Origin of the sequence: Nocardia asteroides (assembly GCF_900637185.1) — a bacterium.
GTDB classification, from domain to species: Bacteria; Actinomycetota; Actinomycetes; order Mycobacteriales; family Mycobacteriaceae; genus Nocardia; species Nocardia asteroides.
Window position 1 is genome coordinate 2,283,671 of the sequence record NZ_LR134352.1, and the last position, 20,782, is coordinate 2,304,452.

Here is a 20,782-nt window from a genome sequence, read left to right on the forward strand (position 1 = left end):
TTTCGAGCATTTCTTGCGTACGGCAGTTGTGACCAGACGGAGGACGCGCGATGACCACCCCCCAGGAGAAGGCGGCAGCGGCCCGCAAGGCGGCCGAGGACGCGGCGCGGGTCGCCGCGGAGGCCGCGGCGGCGGCGGAGGCCGCCGAGAAGGAAGCCGCGGCGGCGAATGCCGAACCGGCGCAGCCGCCCGCGGCCGTCGGTGCGGCGGCCGAGATCGGGGCGGGGTACGCGTTCGACGGCCCGGCCCTGGAGCTCGGCACGGTGATGGTCGACGGGGTGGCCGATCCCGCCGCGCGCGTGCGCATTCCGCTGAAGATGATGAACCGGCACGGCCTGGTCGCCGGCGCCACCGGTACCGGCAAGACCAAGACCCTGCAGGGCATCGCCGAACACCTGTCCCGGGCCGGTGTGCCGGTGGTGATGGCCGACATCAAGGGCGACCTGTCGGGCCTGAGCGAACCCGGCGCGGACAACGACAAGATCCGGGCACGGGCCGCCGAGACCGGTGCGGGCGACTGGGCGCCCAGCGCCTTTCCCACCGAGTTCGTCTCGCTCGGCACCGGCGGCATCGGGGTGCCGATCCGGGCGACCATCTCCTCGTTCGGCCCGATCCTGCTCAGCAAGGTGCTCGGCCTCAACGACACCCAGGAGTCCACGCTCGGCCTGATCTTCCACTGGGCCGATCAGCGCGGACTGGCGCTGCTGGATCTGAAGGATCTGCGCGCGGTGATCACCCACCTCACCAGCCCCGAGGGCAAGGAGGACCTCAAGGGCATCGGCGGGGTGTCGGCCCAGACGGCGGGGGTGATCCTGCGCTCGCTGGTGAATCTGGAGGCCGAGGGCGGCGACACCTTCTTCGGCGAACCCGAACTCGACCCGGCCGACCTGCTGCGCACCGCGGGCGGGCAGGGCGTGATCACGCTGTTCGAACTCGGCCAGCAGGCGGCGCGGCCGGTGCTGTTCTCCACCTTCCTCATGTGGGTGCTCGCCGACCTGTTCCAGACGTTGCCGGAGGTCGGCGATGTGGACAAGCCCAAGCTGGTCTTCATCTTCGACGAGGCGCACCTGCTGTTCGCCGAGGCGTCCAAGGCGTTCCTGCAGCAGGTCGAGCAGACCGTGAAACTGATCCGCTCCAAGGGCGTCGGGGTGTTCTTCTGCACGCAGCTGCCCACCGACATCCCGAATCCGGTGCTGTCACAGCTCGGCGCGCGCGTGCAGCACGCGCTGCGCGCCTTCACCCCCGACGATCAGAAGGCGCTGTCGAAGACGGTGCGGACCTACCCCAAGTCGTCGGTGTACGACCTGGAGGCGGCGCTCACCTCACTGGGCACCGGTGAGGCGATCGTCACGGTGCTCTCGGAGAAGGGCGCGCCGACGCCGGTGGCCTGGACCAAGATCGCGCCGCCGCGCTCGCTGATGGACACCGTCGGCGACGACGCGATCAAGTCCAAGGCGCTGTCGAGTCCGCTGCAGGGCAGGTACGGGCAGAGCGTGGACCGGGAGTCGGCCTACGAGATGCTGCTGGCCAGCGTCGCCGCGGCCGAACCCGAGCCCGAGGCGCCCACGGCGCCGGGGCGCTCGGCCGCGCCGCAGGAGGAGGACTCGGCCGCCGAGCGGATCATGAACAATCCGGCGGTCAAGAGCTTCCTGCGGTCGGCGGCCAGCGCCGCGGGCCGCGAGATCAGCCGCAGTCTCTTCGGTACCCGGCGTCGGCGGTAGCGATCAGCTGCTGCCGAACCAGCCCCAGGGGAACCAGTTGTGGTAGCCGCCGCCGCGGCCACGATCACAGCGATCCCAGTCGTTCCACTGGTCGTGGTAGCCGTAATCGCAGCGGTGGCGGCGATCGCGGTCGCAGTAGTCCCAGTTGTCGTAGCGATTCCAGTCGTCGCACCGTGGCCGGTTGGTTTGCACCACGTCGGGGGCGGAAGCGGGGAGGGCGAGGGCGGGGGTGGCCGCCGTCAGCGGGATGGTGACCGCCGCACCCACCACCGCCACGCCGAGGAGCAGTCTGCGCGGGCCGCGCACACGGGTCGTGTCGGTATTCATGGTTGCCTCTTCCGGTGCACCGGTCGCCGGACTCGGCGCACCGCCGGTCGAGTGGATATTTGCTTTTCCCCGACTTATCTGATACTAGGCCCGATGTGGGGGCGGCCACCAGCCCTCGGCCCGGTCAGACGGCTGTTTCGCGGCGCAGCAGATCGGCGGTCGTCTCGCGGCGCAGCAGCGGGGTGCAGCGGCCCGCGGCGACGGCGACCACCGGCGGCCTGCCCACGCCGCGGTAGGTCGAGACCAGGCCGGGATGATAGGCGCCCGCGCAGGGCAGCGCGAGCACCTCACCCGGGCGCAGATCGGCGGGCAGCCGCACGTCGGCGGCGAGCGGGATCCCGGATCCGCCGTGACTGCCGAGGATCGACGCGGTCAGCCGGGCGCCGGTGGGATGCCGGTTGACCAGCACCGCGCTCCCACGGGCCGGGCAGGCGCCGGCACCGTCGACGAGCACGGTGGTGCCGCCGTCGGCGGTCTCGGTGACGGCAAGCACCCGGTGCAGACTCACGCCCGCCCTGGCGACGATGCCGCGTCCCGGTTCCAGCACCAGCACCGGACGCGGAAACCGGTGCCGCGCGCACCCGGCGTCGAGCGCGTCCTCGACGATGTCGGCGAATTCCGGCAGGTTCAGTTCGGCGTCCCCGCCGCGCACGGCCACCGCGTGCCCGCCGCCGATGTCGAGGTGGCTCAGCAGCAGGCCGTATTCGGCGTCGATCCACGCCATCTCGCCGATCAGCCTGCGGATCGCCTCGCCGTAGAGATCGGGATTGCTGATCTGCGCGCCGAGGTGGCAGTGCAGGCCGACCAGCCGCAGGTTCGGCTGACCGGCGATGCGGGCGACGGCCGTCGCCAGTGACGTGCCGCGCAGCGGAAAACCGAAGCGCGGCCCACCCGGCACCTCGATCGCGGGGTCCACCCGCAGCAGCACCTGTTGCGGCCGGGTCGCCAGGGCCGCCAGCAGGGAGATCTCGGTGAGCGAGCCCACCACGATCCGGCCGACACCGTGCTCGACGGCGGTCCGCAGCTCGTCACAGGTCTTGCCGGGCCCGTGCAGGACGACGCGACGCGGCTCGACGCCCGCGGCGAGCGCCACCGACAGCTCCCCACCGGAGCCCGCCTGCACCGACAGGCCCTCCTCGGTGACCCAGCGCGCGAGCGCGCCGATCATCAGCGCGGTGCCCGCGTAGACGATCTCGGCGTCGGGAAAGTACTTGCGATAGGCCCGGCAGCGGGCCCTGACCTCGGCCTCGTCGACGACATGGACCGGGGTCCCGTACTGGTCGGCGAGATCGGCGAGCGCGACCCCGCCGAGGGTGATCCGGCCGTCCCCGTCGTAGTGGGTGTCGGCGGGCCAGAGCGCGGGATCGAGCCGCGGCACGGTGGTCGCGCGCAACGACGGGAAGATGTCGAGCAACGTCACGGTGGTCTCCTGGGGACGCCCCCGCGCTCGGACGGCGGGGCCGATTCCAGGACTACGCCGACCGCGGGCCGGTGGACGCGGCGTTGACGGGTCCTTGACCCGCACCGGCCCGATCCTGACGGGTTGCTGACGCGGCAACCCGTCAGCGTGGGATCAACCGCCCAGCTTCTTGTAGAACGCGCCGGCGATCGGGGCGGTCACCGCGCGCGGGCCGTAGTTGCCCGCCACGCTCATGCCCTTGGAGATCAGGCCGGGCACGATCCGCATCTTGTTGCGGGCCAGGGCGTCGATGGAGACCTTGGCCGTGTACTCCGAGGAGACCCACAGGAAGTCGGGCACCATCTTGTCGACGATCGACTCGTCCTCGGGCGCGGGCGTCTCGGTGCGCACCGGGCCGGGCGCGAGCAGGGTGACGTGGACGCCGGTGCCCTTGAGCTCGCCGCGCAGCGACTCGGAGAAGGTGTTGGCGAACGCCTTGGACGCGGCGTAGGTGGCGTTGTTCGGGATCGGCATGTTGCCCGCGGCCGAGCCGCTGATCAGGATGCCGCCCGCCTTCCGCTCGATCATGCCGGGCAGCACGGCCAGGGTCAGATCGTGCACCGCGGTGGCGTTGAGTTCCATCTGCGCCCGCTCGTAGGCGAAGTCCAGCTCGGCGACCGGGCCGAAGGTGGCGATGCCCGCGTTGTTGCACAGCACCGCGATGTCGCGGACCGCGAGTTCGTCGACCAGGCTGGCCCGCTGCGTCCGGTCGGCGAGGTCGACCGCGCGCACCTCGGCGGTGATGCCGTGGGCCAGCGTCAGCCGCTGGGCCAGCTCGGTCAGCACCTCACCGCGCCGGGCGACCAGGATCAGCGAATAGCCGCGTCCGGCCAGCTCGGCGGCCAGCGCGGTGCCGATGCCGGAGGAGGCGCCGGTGACGACGGCACGATTGTCTGCGGTGGGGGAGGGCAAGCTCACACGGGGAGCTTAGGGGATCGGCTGGGGCCGGGTGTGGCCCCGTCGCGGCCCTAGCATGGGAACCGCCATGACGAGGAAGACACCGCGCCCCCGCGCCGGTCTCGACGAGCCGTCGCTGCCCGGCGCCGAGCCGCCGTCCGCGCACGCGTCCACCGGGCTTGCCGATCGGGGGCCGCGGTGACCGGGCACCACGTGTTCGGGATGGGTGACGCCCCGGCGGCGGCGCCGACCTGGCCGCCGCCGACCGAGACCGAGATCGCCGCGGCCGTCGCGGCGACCCGGGGCGGTCCCGAGCTGGTCGGCATCGAATGGCGCAGCGCGCGGCCACTGTCCGCCACCGTGGGAGCGCGGCTGAGCGATGGGGCCATGGTCGTCGTGAAGCGCGTCCCGAGTCGACTGCGTGACCTGGCGGCGCTCGCCGAGGAGCACCGGTTCATGACCTACCTGCGCGACCGGGGCGTACCCATCCCCGAGGTACGCGCGGTGAGTGGCGAGCCGGCCGGTCGCGCCGGATTCGTCTACGAGGTCCAGCGGGCCGGCGTGGGGGTGGATCGGTATCGCAGCGACTTCTCCTGGTCGCCGTATCGCGACACCGCCGATGCCGCGGCGGCGGGCGCCATGCTGGCCCAACTCCATGTGGCCGCAGCGGGTTTCGATGCTCCCGCGCGCCCGGCCCGGCCGCTGGTGGCGAGCCTGCACGGCAGCGGTCCCTGGCAGGTCGTCGAATGGCATCGAGCGCGCAGGCCCGCCGTCGCACGGTTCCTGGACGACCGCGACTGGCGTGCCGACCTCCCCGACCCGCGCGTCGATCTGTCCGGGGTGGACCCGCTGTGGACCCATGGCGACTGGCATCCGACCAACCTGCTGTGGACGGGGAACACGGTCACCTCGGTATTCGATTTCGGTCTCGCCGACCGCACCACCGCTGTCTTCGACCTCGCCACCGCCGTCGAACGCGCTGTGGTGGACTGGGTTTCGCTGCGTGACGGCGGCCCGGCGCACGTCCGCGCCGACCAGGTGCGCGCGCTCGTCGAGGGGTATCGCGCGGTCCGTCCGCTGCCTGCGGCCGAACAGCGAGCACTCGCGGAGATCCTCCCGGTGGTGCACCTCGGCTACGAACTGTCCGAGATCGACTACTTCCTGACCGTGTCCGGCGAACCACGCAACGCCGAGATCGCCTACCAGGATTGGCTTCTCGGCCATCTGACCTGGTTCCACACCGCGGACGGGCGCGCGGTCCTCGACCTCGTGCGCGACGCGGCACGCGACTAGCTCCGCCGTCGGCGGTCCCGTGCGCGGAACACCGCCCCGCCCACCGGATGCGAGGTCGGTGGACGGGGCGGTGCGACGGCCGTCCCTCGCGGAGGACGACCGGGATCGGGGAACTACAGGCGCGCCGCCAGGCGGGTGCCCTGGGCGATGGCCCGCTTGGCGTCGAGCTCGGCGGCCACGTCGGCGCCGCCGATGAGGTGCAGGTCGACGCCCGCGGCGCGCAACGGCTCCTCCAGCTCGCGCACGGATTCCTGTCCGGCGCAGACGATCACGTTGTCGACGGCGATCACCCGCGGGTTCTCGCGCTTGTCACCGAAGCTGATGTGCAGGCCCGCGTCGTCGATGCGCTCGTAGTTCACGCCGCCGACCTGCTCGACGCCCTTGGCCTTGAGCGCGGCGCGATGCACCCAGCCCGAGGTCTTGCCCAGGTCCTTGCCGAACGGGGTCGACTTGCGCTGCAGCAGCACCACGTCGCGGGCGGCGGGGGAGGGCTTGGGCTGCTTGAGCTGACCGCGCACCTGCTCGTCGTCGGCGTCGACACCCCACTCCTCCTTCCACTCGTCGAGCTTGAGCGTGGGATGGCCCTCCACCGTGAGGTATTCGCTCACGTCGTAGCCGATGCCGCCGGCGCCGATCACCGCGACCTTCTTGCCGACCGGCTTCTCCTCCTTCACCAGTTCGGCGTAGGACAGCACCATCGGGTGGTCGATGCCGGGGATGTTCGGGATGCGCGGGCGCACACCGGTCGCCAATACCACCGAGTCGTACTTACCCGCGATGAGCTCGTCGGCGGTGACCCGCTTCTCCAGGTGCAGGGTGACGCCGGTGAGCTCGATCTTGCGCCGGAAGTAGCGGATCGACTCGTCGAACTCCTCCTTGCCGGGGATGCGGCGGGCGATGTCGAACTGGCCGCCGATCTTGTCGTCGGCCTCGAACAGGTCCACGTGGTGACCGCGCTCGGCGAGGTTGACCGCCGCCGACAGCCCAGCCGGTCCGGCGCCGACCACCGCGAACCGCTTGGCCCGGCGGGTCGGCAGCAGCTGCAGCGTGGTCTCGCTGCCCGCGCGCGGGTTGACCAGGCACGACACCTTCTTGTTGCCGAAGGCGTGGTCGAGGCAGGCCTGGTTGCAGGCGATGCAGGTGTTGATCTCGTCGGCGCGGTCGCCCATCGCCTTGTTGGCCCATTCGGCGTCGGCCAGCAGCGGGCGGGCCAGCGAGATCAGCGCCGCGTCGCCCCGGGTGAGGATCTCCTCGGCGATCTCGGGCATGTTGATCCGGTTCGAGGCGCACACCGGGATGTTCACCCGGCGCGCGACCTTCGCGGTGAACTCCACGAACGCCGCGCGCGGCACCGAGGTGACGATGGTGGGCACCCGCGCCTCGTGCCAGCCGATATCGGTGTTGAGGATGTCGACGCCGGCGGCTTCCAGTTCCTGGGCCAGCGCGATGATCTCGTCGAAGGTCTGGCCCTTCTCCACCAGCTCGGCCATGGACAGCCGGAACACGATGATGAAGTCGGGACCCACGGCGGCCCGGATGCGCTTGGCGATCTCCACCGGCAGCCTGCGCCGGTTCTCCGGGGTGCCGCCCCACTTGTCGGTGCGCTTGTTCACCCGCGGTGCGAGGAACTGGTTGATGAAATAGCCCTCACCGCCCATGATCTCGCAGCCGTCGTAGCCGGCGAACTTGGCCAGCTCGGCGCAGCGGGCGTAGTCGTCGATGGTGTTCTCGATGCCCTTGGCCGAGAGCGCGCGCGGCTTGAACGGGTTGATCGCGGACTTCACCGCCGAGGCGGACACGCTGGTCGGCATGTAGGAGTAGCGGCCCGCGTGCAGGATCTGGATGGCGATCTTGCCGCCCTCGGCGTGCACCGCCTTGGTGATCGTGCGGTGCCGGTAGGCCTCGGACTTGGTGGTCAGCTTGCCGCCGAAGGGCGCCAGCCAGCCGGTGCGGTTGGGCGCGTAGCCGCCGGTGATGATCAGGCCGACGCCGCCGCGGGCGCGCTCGGCGAAGTAGGCGGCGAGCTTGTTGGTGTCCCAGGCACGGTCCTCGAGACCGGTGTGCATGGACCCCATGACCACCCGGTTGCGCAGGGTGGTGTGGCCGAGGTCGAGTGGCTCGAACAGGTGGGGATAGGCAGTCATGGAAGGTCGTCACCTTTTCGCGGTCGCAGGGCCTGCAGTACTTCGTCGCACCATTCGACGTAGCCGGACTCCGCGCGGATGCCCGCGCGCAGCACCAGATACTGGTGCAGGGCGGCGCCGGAGAGCTGGTCCGGCGCCGGGAAGAATTTCTTTTCGCTGAGGCGGTACTCGTCGAGCCGCTGCGCGTGCTGGGCGCGGTGACGGGCCACCTCGCCGAGCACGGCGTCGATGTCGCCGTGCGCCGCACCGCGGATCTTCACGCCGAGTTCGTCGTGGGACGGGCTGTACTCGGTGGGTTCGGCGATCCAGCGGGCCAGCTCGGTCTGTCCGGCCGCGGCCACCGAGTACACCTTCTTGTCGGGTTTTCCCTGCTGCGCGACCGATTCCACGGTCACCCAGCCGGAATCCTCCATACGCTTGAGTACCCGGTAGATCTGCTGGTGGGTGGCACTCCAGAAGTAGCCGATCGACTTGTCGAACCGGCGAGCGAGTTCATAGCCCGAGCCGGCCCGTTCGCTGAGCGAGACCAGCAGCGCGTGCTCCAGTGCCATGCGTCGAGGGTATCCGGAACGCGCGGTACTATGCAACCAGGTTCATATGAACCGTCGGCGAGCCGAAACGCCGATGTGCCCTGCCGACCGGCGCGACGCCCATTACGCTTCGCCCATGACCGAGGTGAACGCGTCCGACACCGTCGGCGAGGCGGCCGGGCGCGGACAGGTAGTGGCCTGGGGGCTGTGGGACTGGGGGTCGTCGGCGTTCCAGGCCGTCACGCTGACCTTCGTGTTCTCGGTGTATCTCACCGACAAGGTGGGCGACGATCTGCCCGGCTCGACCTCGGCGAGCGCCTGGCTCGGCTGGGCGCTGGCCGGCGCGGGCCTGGTGGTCGCGCTCACCGCGCCGGTTTGCGGGCAATACTTCGACGCCGTGGGCTCACGCAAGCGGGCGCTGGCGACCCTGACCGGCCTCACCGTCGGCGCGATGGCGCTGATGTTCTTCGTCCACGACGACTATCACGACCTGTGGTTGGGCCTGGGCCTGCTGGCTTTCGCCGCGGCGGTGTTCGAGCTGGCCGGGGTGCCCTACAACGCGATGCTGCGCCAGGTCTCCACCCCGCCGACGGTGGGCCGGGTCTCCGGATTCGGCTGGGCGATGGGCTATTTCGGCGGCATCGTGCTCCTGCTCATCTGCTACGTGGGGTTCCTCGCCGGCGACGGCGACGCGCGCGGCGTGCTCGGCATGCCCACCGATCAGGGCCTGAATGTGCGGCTGGCCATCGTGGCCGCGGCGGTCTGGTTCACCGTGTTCGCGCTGCCGGTGCTGTTCGCCGTACCCGAGATGCCGCGCACGGCGGCCGACTCCGGCGCGGCGCGCGCGGGGTTCCTCGGCTCCTACCGGGTGCTGTGGCGCGACGTGCGGGACCTGTGGGCGCAGGACCGGCACACCGTCTGGTTCCTGCTCGCCAGCGCGGTCTTCCGTGACGGGCTGGCCGGGGTGTTCACCTTCGGCGCGGTGCTGGCCGTGCAGGTGTACGGATTCGCCGACGCCGACGTGCTGCTGTTCGGCATCGCGGCCAATGTGGTGGCCGGTGCGGCGGCCATCGCGGCGGGCCGGGTCGACGACCGGATCGGTCCCAAGCGGGTGATCGTGGCCTCGCTGGCCGGGATGCTGGTGTGCGGGCTGGTGCTGCTGGTGGTGTCGGGCACGCTGATGTTCTGGATCTTCGGCCTCGCGCTGACGGTGTTCGTCGGACCCGCGCAGGCCTCGGCCCGTTCGTTCCTGGCGCGGCTGGCGCCGCCCGGCCGCGAGGGTCAGCTGTTCGGGCTCTACACCACCACCGGGCGGGCGGTGTCGTTCCTCGCGCCCGCCCTGTTCGGCCTGTTCGTCTGGGGTTTCGGCACCGACCGCGCCGGGATCGCCGGATTGCTGGTGGTGCTGGCCGCCGGATTGCTGGTGCTGCTGCCGGTGCGCGCGCCCGCGCCGCTCGCGGTGGTGAAATAGTGCTACTTCACCAACCGTGCCAGGGCGGCGTTGTGTGTACGCCCGTACTCTGAAATTCTCGTGGTGCCGGATGTGCGGTGTGTTACACCATGGACCGCATGCCGCCGCGGAAATACCCCTCAGTCAGCGCTTTTGGGCACCCAGCCGCCGATGCCGAGGGCGATCAGGCGCATCTGCATGACGGTGCGCTCCACCACCGCCGACTCCTCGCGCGGCGAGGCGGCGACATAGGCGGCGATGCCGTCGGTGACCGTCGTGACGAGTAGATCGGCCGCGATCTCGAGCTCGGTGGTGCTCCACGTGTCCAGCGCGCGCAACCGGGACAGGTCGGCCACGATCTCGCGCACGATCAGCTGCATCTCCATCGCGATCGCCTGGCGCAGCGGCGCCGGGCCGCCGTGGCGTTCGCGGATGAGGAAGCCGAACAGCGCGCGCTTGGCCCCCACCTGCTCGAAGACGAACCGCACGGTGTCGGCCAGATGCGCGTCGGGCTTGCGCCTGACCTCGCGCAACGCCAGCCGCAGCGCGGTGACGCCCTCGTCGACGAGGGTGGCGCCCAGATCGTCCAGCGAGGCGAAATGGCGGTAGAAGGCGGTCGGTACGATGCCGGCCGAGCGAGCGATCTCCCGCAGGCTCAGCGCCGCGAATCCGCGGTCTGCGGCCAGCGTCAGGGTGCCTTCGAGGAGGGCCGCACGGGTGTGCGCCTTGCGCTCGTTGCGGGTTCCTGCCTGCTCAGTCACATCGGTGAGCATACATCCGTTCACCATAGTCGCTTCCCTGGTTCTGTTGCCCGCCTCACATCTTTGCCGGTTGACAGCGGGCTGGGTTCATCCGGCACACTGGTGAGTGTACAGGCGTGCACTGAAATGTGAATCGCATGCCGAGGGACTTCCGCAGAGGGGCAAGACGCATGGTGGGACTGATCGACCTGGTGCAGACGTTGACGACGCCGCACCCGCTGGACCGGTACCTGGAACTCGTCAACCCCGCGCTCACCGCGCGGGAGCTGCGGGCCGAGGTCACCCATGTCTCGCACGCGGTGCCCGGCTCGGTGACGCTCACCCTGCGCGCCTCCCGGCAGTGGCGCGGCCACACCGCCGGTCAGTACGTGCAGATCGGCGTCTCGATCAACGGCGTGCGGCACACCCGCTGCTACTCGCCGATCGACCCGGAGAGCCGCGGCGACCGCTACCTGCAGCTCACGGTGAAGGCGCACCCGGGCGGGCTGGTCTCCAACTACCTGCACGACAACGCCAGGCCGGGCCTGGTCGTCGACCTGGCGCCCGCCGCCGGCGTCTTCGCGCTACCGGCGCGCAGGCCCGAGCGGGTGCTGCTGGTCAGCGGCGGCAGCGGCATCACCCCGGTACTGTCGATGCTGCGCACCCTCGACGCCGAGGGCTTCGCCGGGGAGGTCACCTTCCTGCACTACGCGCGTCAGCCCGAGATGGTGCCGCACCGGGCCGAGCTGACCGCGATCGCCAACCGCCGCCCCAACTTCCGGGTCGAGTACCGCTACCCGGTCGAGCCCGGCACCGTCGTCGGTGGCGAGACCTCCACCGGCAGCGGCTTCTTCGACTACGACGAGCTCGAGCGGGTCGCGCCCTGGTTCGCCGACGCGCAGACCTTCGTGTGTGGCCCGCCGCCGCTGATGCGCGCCGTGCGGACCATCTTCGAGGCCGAGGGCCTGGCCGACCGGGTGCACAGTGAGGAGTTCACCCTCACCACCGTGCCCGCCGACCCGGCCGAGGCCACCGGCACGGTCTCGTTCTCCGGCAGCGACGTGGCCGCCGAGAACACCGGCGCGACGCTGCTCGAGCAGGCCGAGGCCGCCGGGCTCACCCCGGAATACGGCTGCCGCATGGGGATCTGCTTCTCCTGCACCGCCACCAAGGTCTCCGGCTGCACCCGCAACGTGCGCACCGGCGAACTCGACGCCGACCCGGACAAGCAGATCCAGATCTGCGTCAACGCGCCCGTCGGCGACGTCGACATCGCCCTCTAGACGACGACAACCGAATACCGACACCAACCAAGGGGAGATACAGACATGACGATCCTCACCGAAGGCAAAGACGGCCCGGTCATCCTGACCCCGGACCAGGTCGAGGAGATCGGCCGCACGCTCGACGAACTGCGCGCCCGCGTCGAAGCCGACCTCGGCGAACGCGACCGCGACTACATCTACAAGATCATCAAGACCCAGCGCGGCTTCGAGATCGCCGGCCGCGGGCTGATGTACCTGGGCTTCCTGCCGCCGTTCTGGCTGGCCGGCGTGGCCGCCCTCGGTGTGTCGAAGATCCTGGACAACATGGAGATCGGCCACAACGTCATGCACGGTCAGTACGACTGGATGCGTGAGCGCGGCATCAACTCCCGCGAATTCGACTGGGACACGGTCTGCCCGGCCGACCAGTGGAAGCACTCGCACAACTACATGCACCACACCTACACCAACGTCCACGACATGGACCGCGACATCGGCTACGGCATCCTGCGCATCGACGAGGGCCAGAAGTGGAACCCCTACTACCTGGGCAACCCGATCTACGCGTTCCTGCTGATGGTGCTGTTCGAGTGGGGCGTGATGGTGCACGACCTCGAGGCCGACAACATCATCAAGGGCAAGCGCACCTGGGCCGAGCTCAAGCCGCTGCTCAAGGGCCAGGGCAAGAAGGCGGGCAAGCAGGTCCTCAAGGACTATGTGGTGTTCCCCGCGCTGACCGGCCCGCTGTTCCTGCACACCCTGGCCGGCAACGCCGCGGCCAACCTGGTGCGCAACCTCTGGACCTTCTCGATCATCTTCTGCGGCCACTTTCCGGCCGGTGTACAGACGTTCACCAAGGAGGAGACCGAGGTCGAGACCCGCGGTGAGTGGTATGTCCGGCAGATGCTCGGCTCGGCCAATATCAAGGGCTCCAAGCTGTTCCACATCATGTCGGGCAACCTCTCGCACCAGATCGAGCACCACCTGTTCCCGGACATCCCGGCCAACCGGTACCCGGAGATGGCGCCCGAGGTGAAGGCGCTGGCCGAGAAGTTCGGTCTGCCCTACAACACCGGCCGTTTCTCCAAGCAGATCGGCTCGGTCTGGGCCAAGATCTTCCTGCTCTCGGTGCCGGATCGCTTCGTGAAGAGGGCGCCGCAGCCCGGTGTTATCGTTGTGCGTAATCGGAAGGCAACCGAAGTGGGCGTGTAAATGGTCGGCAAATTCGAAAGCAACAAAGATCTTGTCCAGGAATTGACGTCCTCCGGTGCCCGGCACGTCGGCAATATCGCGTCGTTGATCACCGGGGTCGTCGCCGAGGTGGCGCGCGAGATCGGTGAGTTCGTCACCGACGCCATCGAGATGAACGAGGCCGCGGCGGCCGCCCGCCGCGACGCCGAGCAGCAGCGCGAGGCCGAGCGGGACTACCGCGAGGCCGTCGATCTCGACGCCGACGACGACGTCGAGGTCACCACCGCCGTGTTCACCGAGACTCCGATCGCCGAACCGGCCGAGCCGGCTCCCGGCGAGAAGGCCTGAGTCTCACCACACCGGCAACCGCCTGCGGTGTTCGGTGACATCGGTGATCAGATCCCGGTAGCCGTCGGTCAATTCGGCCAGCCTGCACCAGTGCAGGTGGGTCCTGGCCTCCCGTTGCCGCGGGGAATGCGGCTCGATCGGATCGCCGCCCAGCGCCTGCTGGGCGGCGATCCATTTCGCCGCCATCCGATCGATCACCGCGCCCAGGGTCTCGGTGTGCAGCGAAGCGCCCGCCCGATGCGCCACGTTCGCCGCCACCCAGCCGTCGATCCGGGCGATGAGGGCGGCGCGGTCGCGATCGATGCCGTCGATCACCCGCCCGCACGCCGCGATCCGGCTGCTGCTGGCCTGCGGTGCGCGGGCCGCCGTGATGGCCGAGTGCCTGCGGTCGTGGCAGCGGGCCAGACTGTTGGCCGCGTCGAGCACCTGATGCCGGGCCTGCTCGGGGTCGGCGGTGTCGAGAAAGGCCCGCAACAACGCCGACGGCGGTGGGAATTGCGTGGCAGACTCGCGCTGGCCGGGATGGTTCGGCATGGTTCACGCCCCGTGGATAACGCTGAATTGAGCTTGGATACGCCAGGGCCGGGGAGGATCGGGGGAGTGCGCTCCCCGGCTCCGGCGTAGCCCCGCCCGGGCGTCGACGAATATCCGCGACGCTGCGGCGAGGAAGACGACCCGGGGAAAATCGGGACCCTTTCAGGAAAGCGCGATCCGGCGTGAGCGCGCAATAGTCGGGTGTACAAATTCCGCGGTCGGCCGGAATTGTTATCCAGCGTTACGGCGGTGTCACCGGGCGAGGTCCACCGGGTAACCCACCGGCGCATTCCGGGCAATCCGATCCCCGGTGCGGGCCACCGGCGCCGGCGTATGCACTAACCTCGACAAATGTGCCCGCCTATGTCTCCTCACCCGAACTGACCTTCGGGTTCCTGTTCTCGCTGGAAGACCCGCAGCGAATCGCCGACGTGGTCCGCGACCTGATGGAGCGGCGCGCGGTCTCGGTGTTCCGGATAGCCCGGCTCTCCGACGACGACGGCCCGCCCGAGCGCTATGTCGTGAACTGGGCGTCCATCCCGCAGATCTCCATCACCACCAGCGCCCCCGAGCCCGCCGACCTGCGCGAGCAGCGGATCATGCTGGTCAACGCCTTCCTCGGGGAGAACGGCGAGGTCAGCCTGTATTCGGGAACGCCCGACGCGCCGAGCTGAACTCGCTCAGCGCGCCGACTCGTAGATCCGGCGCACCACGTCCTCGATGCCGGGCTCCTCGATCGACAGATCCCGCACCTGCGCCCGATCCGACACCGTGGCCAGCAGCGCCGCCGCGGTGGTGTGTTCGGCGTCGAAGGCCAGCCGCTGCCGCATCCCGCCCGCCTCGCTGGACAGCAGCTGCGCCCCGCCCGGCAGATCGTCGAGATCCGGTGTCGGCGCGGCCAGGTCGACGACGAGGACCCGGCGCGCGCCGACGGTGGCGCCGAGCCCGGCCAGTGAACCGTCGTACACCAGCCTGCCGTGATCGACCACGAGCACCCGGTCGCAGAGCCGTTCCACATCGCCCATGTCGTGGGTGGTGAGCAGCAGGGTGGTCCCGCGTTCGATGCGCTCGGCGCGCAGGAACTCGCGCAGGCGCTGCTTGGACAGCACGTCCAGGCCGATCGTCGGCTCGTCCAGGATCACCAGTTCCGGTGAATGCAGCAGGGCGGCAGCCACTTCCGCGCGCATGCGCTGGCCGAGCGACAGCTGGCGCACCGGTGTGTCGAGCGTGTCGGCCATCTCGAGCTGTTCGACCAGTTCGTGCGTGCGCTTGTCGGCGATGTCGGGGTCGAGCCGGTGGATGGCGGCCAGGATCGAGAACGATTCGTGCAGCGGCAGATCCCACCACAGCTGGGAACGCTGCCCGAACACCACACCGATCCGCGAGGCCAGCTCCCTGCGCTGACGCACCGGTTCCAGGCCGCAGGTGCGGACGCTGCCGGTGGTGGGGACCAGGATGCCGGTGAGCATCTTGATCGTGGTCGACTTGCCCGCGCCGTTGGCCCCGATATAGCCCACCGCGGAACCGCGTTCGATCCGGAAACTCATCCGGTCGACCGCGGTGATGGTGTCGCGATGTCTGCGCCAGCGGCTGCCGTTCTTGCGGTACACCGTGAACTGCCGGGTGAGGTCGTCGATGTCGATGATCGGATCCGATCCGGTGTGCTCGTCCATCGCTATCCCCCTCCTCCCTGATAGTGCCTCGTACCGATCCGCCACGCGGCGAACGCCAGCAACCAGACCCACGCCGCCGCGACCGGGGTCAACCACGCCGACCAGGCGGGCAGCAGCGGCGGGCCGGGCAGCCCGAGCAGCTCGACGGTCGGCACGTAGGCGGTGAACGCGACGGGAATCGCGAACCCGAACAACAGCTTCAACGGAGTCGGGAACACCGACGCGGGCTGCATCGCGGCGAAGGATCCGCCGTAGGTGAAGCTGTTGGTGAGCTCGGCACCGTCTATCAGGAAGAACTGTAGTCCCGCCGCGCATACGAAAAGGCCACAGAACAGCGCGATTCCGCTCAGCAGGGTGATCACGATCAAGGTAACCGGGGCGATGCCCCAGTCGATTTCGTTGCGCCAGAGCCCGATACCGAGCACGAAAACGGCCACGGCGGCCCTGGCGAGCCTGCGCAGGGAGATGTCGCTGGTGATCAGTTGCAGCAGCAGTGGTTGCGGGCGCAGGTGATAGGCGTCGAGGGTGCCCATCCTGATCATCGTCGGCAGCGAATCCAGATGTCCCACCAGCACCTGCGCCAGCGCGAAGGAGGTGTTGGACAGGCCGAACAGCAACAGCGCCGCGTCGGTGTCGAGTCCGCCGAGTGTGCCGACATTGTGGAAGATGACCCACACCTCGGCGAACTCCACCAGGCCGATCAGGAAGGCGCTGAACACCTCGGTGGCGAAGGAGAGCCGGTAGACCTGCTGTGCTTTCACACGCGAACGCAATACTGCGAGATAGGGGGTGAACCAGGTCCCGGCCACGATGCGCGCGGAATCCGGTTCAGCCACCCTGTACCTCCAACCTGCGTTGACCCGCCCGCAGCAACACCCTGCCGAGCAACCCGATCACCAACACCCAGAAACATTGCGCCGCAACGATGATCAGCGCATCCATCCCGACTACCCGTCCTGACAGCGTATCGATCGGGGCTTGCAGGATGGAGGGAAACGGTGTCGCCATCGCGATCGTCCGCAACCAGTCGGGAAACATGTGGACGGGGACGAAGAGACCGGCGAGGAACGTACCGACGATCTGGTACAGCACCCGGATTCCGCGAATCTCCACCACCCAGAACCCGATCAGCGCGATCGCGAACAGGCACAGGAACGACAACGCGACCGCCAGCAGCACGCTGACCAGCCCGAGCAGGTAGGCGACCGGCGTCGTCGGCAGCGACAGGCCGAAGGTCGCCGCGCCGATGGCGATGCTCGGCACGCCACGCGGCAGGAAGGTGCAGGCGGCCCGGCCCATGTCGGTGGCCAGGTAGCTGAGCTGGATGTCTACCGGGCGCAGGAAATCGATGGCGACATCGCCGGATTTGATCCGGTCGACCAGGTCGATCTGCGGTCCCATGAACTGGGTGGCGCCGAGCAGTGCCTGTGAGAGCCAGACGTAGGCGCCGATGGTGCCCTCGTCGTAGCCGCCGAAATCACCGGCGGCGCGGACCGCGGCCACCATCACCGCGGCGCGCACGAAGCCGAAGACACAGTTGGTGAACAGGCCGGCGAACATCGCCAGCTTGTACTGGGCCTGACGTTTGAACCCCGCCCGCGCCAGCGTCCAGTACACGCCCAGCGCACTGCGCCTGCGGCGACGCGCGCCGCACCGGCTCACGGCGATGGCAAGTCGGCCGTCCCCCTCCGCATCGCCCCGCACAATCAGTCAACTCTAGGCGGCCACCCCACGATCCGGACGAAAACGACCGTGATCGTGACTGCTCAGCGCAGCGGAACCCCGACGTCGCTGCCGCCCTCCGGGGTGATGCGCGCCTTCACTTTCAGCAGCGCGGGCGCGGGCACGAAGCCGCCGGCGAACAGCGCCTCGCCCTGCCGGAACGCGGGGGAGCGGTCGAGCAGGGCCGCGGGCGCGTAGCCGAAATAGGTGCCGAGTTCGGTGAGGTCGACCGGGGAGGTCATCTTCATCAGGGCCAGGTTGTCGCACTGGGAGATGATGCCGGGGTGCACCTTCGACGGCCGCTGCGTCGACAGCAGCAGCCACAGCCCGAACTTGCGCCCCTCCGCCGCGATCTGGATCAGCCGCTCGCGCACGGCGATCGCGATCGGTGAGTCCAGCCGGGGCGAGGCCAGATTGTGCGCCTCGTCGATGACGAGCAGCACCGGCCTGCGTTCCTCGCGGTGTTCCCACAGGTCGTCGAGCAGGGCCAGGGCCACCACGAGCTGCTGTGCGGCGGTGGAGAATCCGCCGAGATCGAGCACGGTCGCGTCGGGGCGCTCGGCGACGACCTCCGTGACCGCGCGATCGCTGCGCGCCCACACCTCCCAGTCACGCAGGCCCAGATTCTCGATCCGCATGGCCAGGCGCCGCTGGGCCGCGGACTCCGAGCGCCGCAGCACCGGCAGCGTCACGTCGAGTTCGGCGGCGGCCAGCTGGTCGGCGAGGTGGATGAGCTCGTTGAACTCCTCGCGGTCGACGATCGGATCGAGTTGCAGGATGGCGGCTTTGGACGACAGCGGCAGGGCGGTGAACCTGGCCCGCAACGGCAGGCCGGAATGCGGTCGCAGGACCCGGATGTCGCGTTCGCGCAGCGCGTCGGCGGTCGGTCCGGTGGCCGCGGGGTCGACCTCGCCCAGCCGGACGAAATCGGAGTTGGGATCGAAGATCACCACCGGCAGTGCGGTATGCGCGATGAGCTGCTCGAGCACCACGCCGAGCGCGTAGGTCTTGCCCGAACCGCTCTGTCCGCACCAGAAGGTGTGCCGGTTGAAGCGCTTGGGCAGCAGCCGGGCCGGTCCACCGGGTGGGGTGAGGTTGACGCCGATGTCGAGCAGCGCGCCGGTGGTCTCGTGCAGTGTGGCGACTGTGGCCGCGTCGACGAGTTCGACCTCGCCGTCGGTGAACGGGTAACCGGCGCGGATGTCGATACCGCCGTCGACGAGTTCGCCGATCAACCGGCCGCGCAGGCGGACCGGGGTGGTCTCGGACCGCTCCTCGACCAGCACCAGCTGACGGTGCTCGGCCGCGACGATCACGGCCAGTGAACCGGCGACGAGGGCGCTGTCGGTGGCATCGGAAACGACGAAGGAGCGGCCGTCATCGGACCGCGCACTGGGCTGGCTACTGGTCGGCACCCAGTGATCTTCTCATCCATCCCCGTCGCCGGGGACGGACAGCAATGTGACAGTTACCGCCCGCTCAGTGCTCGGGGAAGCCGGTCGCGAACAGGATCGCGATGATCACGGAGCTGACCACGGAAATGGCGAGAATGATCCACATGAGTGGGAAGGCTACCTGTACCCGGGCGTGTCACCCGCATCGCGTCGCCCGGTCCCGGCATCGCCGCAGGTCGCGGGCTCGCGGGCACATTCCCCTCCCGCTGCGCCGCGTTCTCTGATCGGATGATCGGTATGGACTCCCTGCTGCTCTCGCGTCGCGATCTCGATTTCCTGCTCCACGACTGGCTCGATGTCACGTCACTGACCAGCCGGGCGCGCTACGCCGATCACGACCGGGGCACCTTCGACGCGGTGCTCGAGCTCAGCGAGGCCATCGCGACCCGGTATTTCGCGACGCACAACAAGAAGAACGACGCCGAGGAACCCCACTTCGACGGCGAACGGGTGCACATCATCCCCGAGGTGAAGGAAGCGCTGAAGGTCTTCACCGAGGCGGGGTTGATCGGTGCGGCGATGGACTACGAGATCGGCGGCATGCAGCTCCCCGCGGTGGTCGCGGGTGCGTGTACGGCCTGGTTCCAGGCCGCCAATGTCGGCACCGCCGCGTATCCGTTCCTGACCGTCGGCAACGCGAACCTCTTGCAGGCGCACGGCAGCAAGGAGCAGATCGAGACGTTCGTGCGGCCGATGGTGGAGGGCCGGTTTTTCGGGACCATGTGCCTGTCGGAGCCGCAGGCGGGGTCGTCGCTGGCCGACATCACCACCCGCGCGGTGCCCCAGGACGACGGAACCTACCGGCTCACGGGGACCAAGATGTGGATCTCCGGTGGCGAGCACGAGCTGTCGGAGAACATCGTGCATCTGGTGCTGGCCAAGATCCCCGGCGGGCCGTCGGGGGTGAAGGGGATCTCGCTGTTCATCGTGCCGAAGTTCCTGGTCGAGGACGACGGCACGCTGGGGGAGCGCAACGACGTGGTGCTGGTGGGCCTGAACCACAAGATGGGATATCGCGGCACGACCAACACCCTGCTGAATTTCGGTGAGGGCAAGTACACCCCCGGTGGGTCGGCCGGCGCGGTGGGCTACCTCGTGGGCGAGGCCCACCATGGTCTGGCCTACATGTTCCACATGATGAACGAGGCCCGCGTCGGCGTGGGTCAGGGCGCGACCGCGTTGGGATACACCGGATACCTCCATGCGCTGGACTACGCGCGGACCCGCCCGCAGGGCCGGGCGCTGGGAGTCAAGGATCCGGACTCGCCGCAGGTGCCGATCATCGAGCACGCCGATGTGCGGCGAATGCTGTTGGCGCAGAAGAGCTATGTCGAGGGCGCGCTGGCGTTCAACCTGTACTGCTATCGGCTGCTGGACGAGGAACGCACCGCCGAGACCGAGGCGGACCGGGCGCGGACCAGGTTGCTGCTGGATGTCCTGACCCCGATCGCGAAGAGCTGGCCCGCGCAGTGGTGCCTGGCGGCCAACGACCTCGCCATCCAGGTGCACGGCGGCTACGGCTACACGCGGGAGTACAACGTGGAGCAGTTCTACCGCGACAACCGGCTCAACCCGATCCATGAGGGCACCCACGGCGTGCAGGGCCTGGACCTGCTGGGCCGCAAGGTGATCATGCAGAACAGCGCCGGATTGGTGCTGCTGCTCGAGACCATCGCCGCGACCACCGAGCGGGCCACCACGGCGGGCGGTGAGGCCGCCGAGCTGGCCGCCCAGCTGAACCAGGCCACGGCCCGCGTCGCCGCGACCACCGCCACCCTGTGGTCCACCGGCGACCCCGCCACCGCGCTGGCCAACGCCACCACCTACCTGGAGGCCGTCGGCCACGTCGTCCTGGCCTGGATCTGGCTCGAACAGTTCCTCGCCGTCGGCGCCGCCACCGACCCCTTCCACGAGGGCAAACGCCAAGCCACCCGCTACTTCTTCCGTGTGGAACTGCCGCGCACCGGCCCCCAGTTCGACCTCCTCGACAGCCTCGACACCACCACCAGGGACTGCCGCCCGGACTGGTTCTGA

At 69.4% G+C, this 20,782-nt stretch carries 19 protein-coding genes; 8 read left to right on the top strand and 11 right to left on the bottom strand.

The features are described from left to right. The first annotated feature begins 50 nt into the window (after positions 1 to 50). Positions 51 to 1,721, top strand: coding sequence for a helicase HerA-like domain-containing protein (locus EL493_RS10690; protein ID WP_019045607.1), 1,671 nt, complete (start codon positions 51 to 53; stop codon positions 1,719 to 1,721). Positions 1,722 to 1,724: 3 nt separating this feature from the next. On the opposite strand, the gene EL493_RS10695 is transcribed toward EL493_RS10690, so the two are convergent. From EL493_RS10695 to cmrA, 3 genes are all read right to left on the bottom strand, one after another. Beyond that, on the bottom strand, positions 1,725 to 2,048 hold the full coding sequence (locus EL493_RS10695; RefSeq protein ID WP_019045608.1) for a hypothetical protein: 324 nt from the start codon (positions 2,046 to 2,048) through the stop codon (positions 1,725 to 1,727). 124 nt (positions 2,049 to 2,172) lie between these two features. Then, on the bottom strand, positions 2,173 to 3,468 hold the full coding sequence (locus EL493_RS10700) for a diaminopimelate decarboxylase family protein (RefSeq protein ID WP_019045609.1): 1,296 nt from the start codon (positions 3,466 to 3,468) through the stop codon (positions 2,173 to 2,175). A 153-nt stretch (positions 3,469 to 3,621) separates the two neighbouring features. Beyond that, complete coding sequence (gene cmrA / locus EL493_RS10705) at positions 3,622 to 4,425, bottom strand: mycolate reductase (protein WP_019045610.1); 804 nt, start codon at positions 4,423 to 4,425, stop codon at positions 3,622 to 3,624. Positions 4,426 to 4,602: 177 nt separating this feature from the next. Between cmrA and EL493_RS10710 the strand changes: the two genes are divergently transcribed. After that, positions 4,603 to 5,697: a phosphotransferase enzyme family protein gene (locus tag EL493_RS10710; RefSeq protein ID WP_019045611.1), complete on the top strand. Its 1,095-nt coding sequence runs from the start codon at positions 4,603 to 4,605 to the stop codon at positions 5,695 to 5,697. A 113-nt stretch (positions 5,698 to 5,810) separates the two neighbouring features. Here the strand turns inward: EL493_RS10710 and EL493_RS10715 are convergent, their stop codons facing one another. Next, on the bottom strand, positions 5,811 to 7,841 hold the full coding sequence (locus EL493_RS10715) for an NADPH-dependent 2,4-dienoyl-CoA reductase (protein WP_019045612.1): 2,031 nt from the start codon (positions 7,839 to 7,841) through the stop codon (positions 5,811 to 5,813). Next, a complete protein-coding gene (locus tag EL493_RS10720) occupies positions 7,838 to 8,392 on the bottom strand; it encodes a PadR family transcriptional regulator (RefSeq protein ID WP_019045613.1) in 555 nt (184 codons plus the stop codon). The genes EL493_RS10715 and EL493_RS10720 overlap by 4 nt, the downstream gene beginning before the upstream one ends. A gap of 115 nt (positions 8,393 to 8,507) precedes the next feature. Here EL493_RS10720 and EL493_RS10725 point away from each other — a divergent pair, with 115 nt between their 5' ends. Then, entirely contained in the window at positions 8,508 to 9,842 is a 1,335-nt protein-coding gene (locus tag EL493_RS10725) for an MFS transporter (RefSeq protein ID WP_019045614.1), read from the top strand. A 119-nt stretch (positions 9,843 to 9,961) separates the two neighbouring features. Here the strand turns inward: EL493_RS10725 and EL493_RS10730 are convergent, their stop codons facing one another. Next, on the bottom strand, positions 9,962 to 10,609 hold the full coding sequence (locus EL493_RS10730; RefSeq protein ID WP_036836103.1) for a TetR family transcriptional regulator: 648 nt from the start codon (positions 10,607 to 10,609) through the stop codon (positions 9,962 to 9,964). A gap of 143 nt (positions 10,610 to 10,752) precedes the next feature. On the opposite strand from EL493_RS10730, the gene EL493_RS10735 reads away from it, so the two are divergent. From EL493_RS10735 to EL493_RS32975, 3 genes are read left to right on the top strand one after another with little or no spacing between them, the layout of a single operon-like run. Further along, on the top strand, positions 10,753 to 11,844 hold the full coding sequence (locus tag EL493_RS10735; RefSeq protein ID WP_019045616.1) for a ferredoxin reductase: 1,092 nt from the start codon (positions 10,753 to 10,755) through the stop codon (positions 11,842 to 11,844). 45 nt (positions 11,845 to 11,889) lie between these two features. After that, on the top strand, positions 11,890 to 13,038 hold the full coding sequence (locus EL493_RS10740) for a fatty acid desaturase family protein (RefSeq protein ID WP_019045617.1): 1,149 nt from the start codon (positions 11,890 to 11,892) through the stop codon (positions 13,036 to 13,038). Positions 13,039 to 13,080: 42 nt separating this feature from the next. Then, positions 13,081 to 13,365 carry a hypothetical protein gene (locus EL493_RS32975; RefSeq protein ID WP_198041018.1) on the top strand — a complete coding sequence of 95 codons (285 nt, stop codon included), beginning with the start codon at positions 13,081 to 13,083 and terminating at the stop codon, positions 13,363 to 13,365. Between the two features lie 3 nt (positions 13,366 to 13,368). Here EL493_RS32975 and EL493_RS10750 read toward each other — a convergent pair whose 3' ends face one another. Continuing rightward, complete coding sequence (locus tag EL493_RS10750) at positions 13,369 to 13,899, bottom strand: DUF4254 domain-containing protein (RefSeq protein WP_022567124.1); 531 nt, start codon at positions 13,897 to 13,899, stop codon at positions 13,369 to 13,371. 353 nt (positions 13,900 to 14,252) lie between these two features. On the opposite strand from EL493_RS10750, the gene EL493_RS10755 reads away from it, so the two are divergent. Beyond that, complete coding sequence (locus EL493_RS10755) at positions 14,253 to 14,573, top strand: hypothetical protein (RefSeq protein WP_019045620.1); 321 nt, start codon at positions 14,253 to 14,255, stop codon at positions 14,571 to 14,573. Positions 14,574 to 14,579: 6 nt separating this feature from the next. On the opposite strand, the gene EL493_RS10760 is transcribed toward EL493_RS10755, so the two are convergent. The 4 genes from EL493_RS10760 to EL493_RS10775 all read right to left on the bottom strand — a co-directional run bounded on the left by EL493_RS10760 (position 14,580) and on the right by EL493_RS10775 (position 18,709). After that, a complete protein-coding gene (locus EL493_RS10760) occupies positions 14,580 to 15,572 on the bottom strand; it encodes an ABC transporter ATP-binding protein (RefSeq protein WP_019045621.1) in 993 nt (330 codons plus the stop codon). Between the two features lie 2 nt (positions 15,573 to 15,574). Then, entirely contained in the window at positions 15,575 to 16,408 is an 834-nt protein-coding gene (locus EL493_RS10765) for an ABC transporter permease (RefSeq protein WP_019045622.1), read from the bottom strand. Continuing rightward, the gene (locus EL493_RS10770) at positions 16,401 to 17,276 is read right to left on the bottom strand and encodes an ABC transporter permease (protein WP_022567125.1); all 876 of its coding nucleotides are present in this window, start codon (positions 17,274 to 17,276) and stop codon (positions 16,401 to 16,403) included. Before EL493_RS10770 ends, EL493_RS10765 begins: the two co-directional genes overlap by 8 nt. Positions 17,277 to 17,338: 62 nt before the next feature. Further along, positions 17,339 to 18,709: an ATP-binding protein gene (locus tag EL493_RS10775; RefSeq protein WP_019045624.1), complete on the bottom strand. Its 1,371-nt coding sequence runs from the start codon at positions 18,707 to 18,709 to the stop codon at positions 17,339 to 17,341. 276 nt (positions 18,710 to 18,985) lie between these two features. Here EL493_RS10775 and EL493_RS10780 point away from each other — a divergent pair, with 276 nt between their 5' ends. Further along, complete coding sequence (locus EL493_RS10780; protein ID WP_019045625.1) at positions 18,986 to 20,782, top strand: acyl-CoA dehydrogenase; 1,797 nt, start codon at positions 18,986 to 18,988, stop codon at positions 20,780 to 20,782.

Coding starts and splice junctions, on each gene's coding strand:
- EL493_RS10740 (WP_019045617.1), top strand. CDS start 11,890: ATGACGATCCTCACCGAAGGCAAAGACGGCCCGGTCATCCTGACCCCG.
- EL493_RS10750 (WP_022567124.1), bottom strand. CDS start 13,899: ATGCCGAACCATCCCGGCCAGCGCGAGTCTGCCACGCAATTCCCACCG.
- EL493_RS10690 (WP_019045607.1), top strand. CDS start 51: ATGACCACCCCCCAGGAGAAGGCGGCAGCGGCCCGCAAGGCGGCCGAG.
- EL493_RS10735 (WP_019045616.1), top strand. CDS start 10,753: ATGGTGGGACTGATCGACCTGGTGCAGACGTTGACGACGCCGCACCCG.
- EL493_RS10725 (WP_019045614.1), top strand. CDS start 8,508: ATGACCGAGGTGAACGCGTCCGACACCGTCGGCGAGGCGGCCGGGCGC.
- EL493_RS10720 (WP_019045613.1), bottom strand. CDS start 8,392: ATGGCACTGGAGCACGCGCTGCTGGTCTCGCTCAGCGAACGGGCCGGC.
- EL493_RS10780 (WP_019045625.1), top strand. CDS start 18,986: ATGGACTCCCTGCTGCTCTCGCGTCGCGATCTCGATTTCCTGCTCCAC.
- EL493_RS10715 (WP_019045612.1), bottom strand. CDS start 7,841: ATGACTGCCTATCCCCACCTGTTCGAGCCACTCGACCTCGGCCACACC.
- EL493_RS10730 (WP_036836103.1), bottom strand. CDS start 10,609: ATGGTGAACGGATGTATGCTCACCGATGTGACTGAGCAGGCAGGAACC.
- EL493_RS10695 (WP_019045608.1), bottom strand. CDS start 2,048: ATGAATACCGACACGACCCGTGTGCGCGGCCCGCGCAGACTGCTCCTC.
- EL493_RS10760 (WP_019045621.1), bottom strand. CDS start 15,572: ATGGACGAGCACACCGGATCGGATCCGATCATCGACATCGACGACCTC.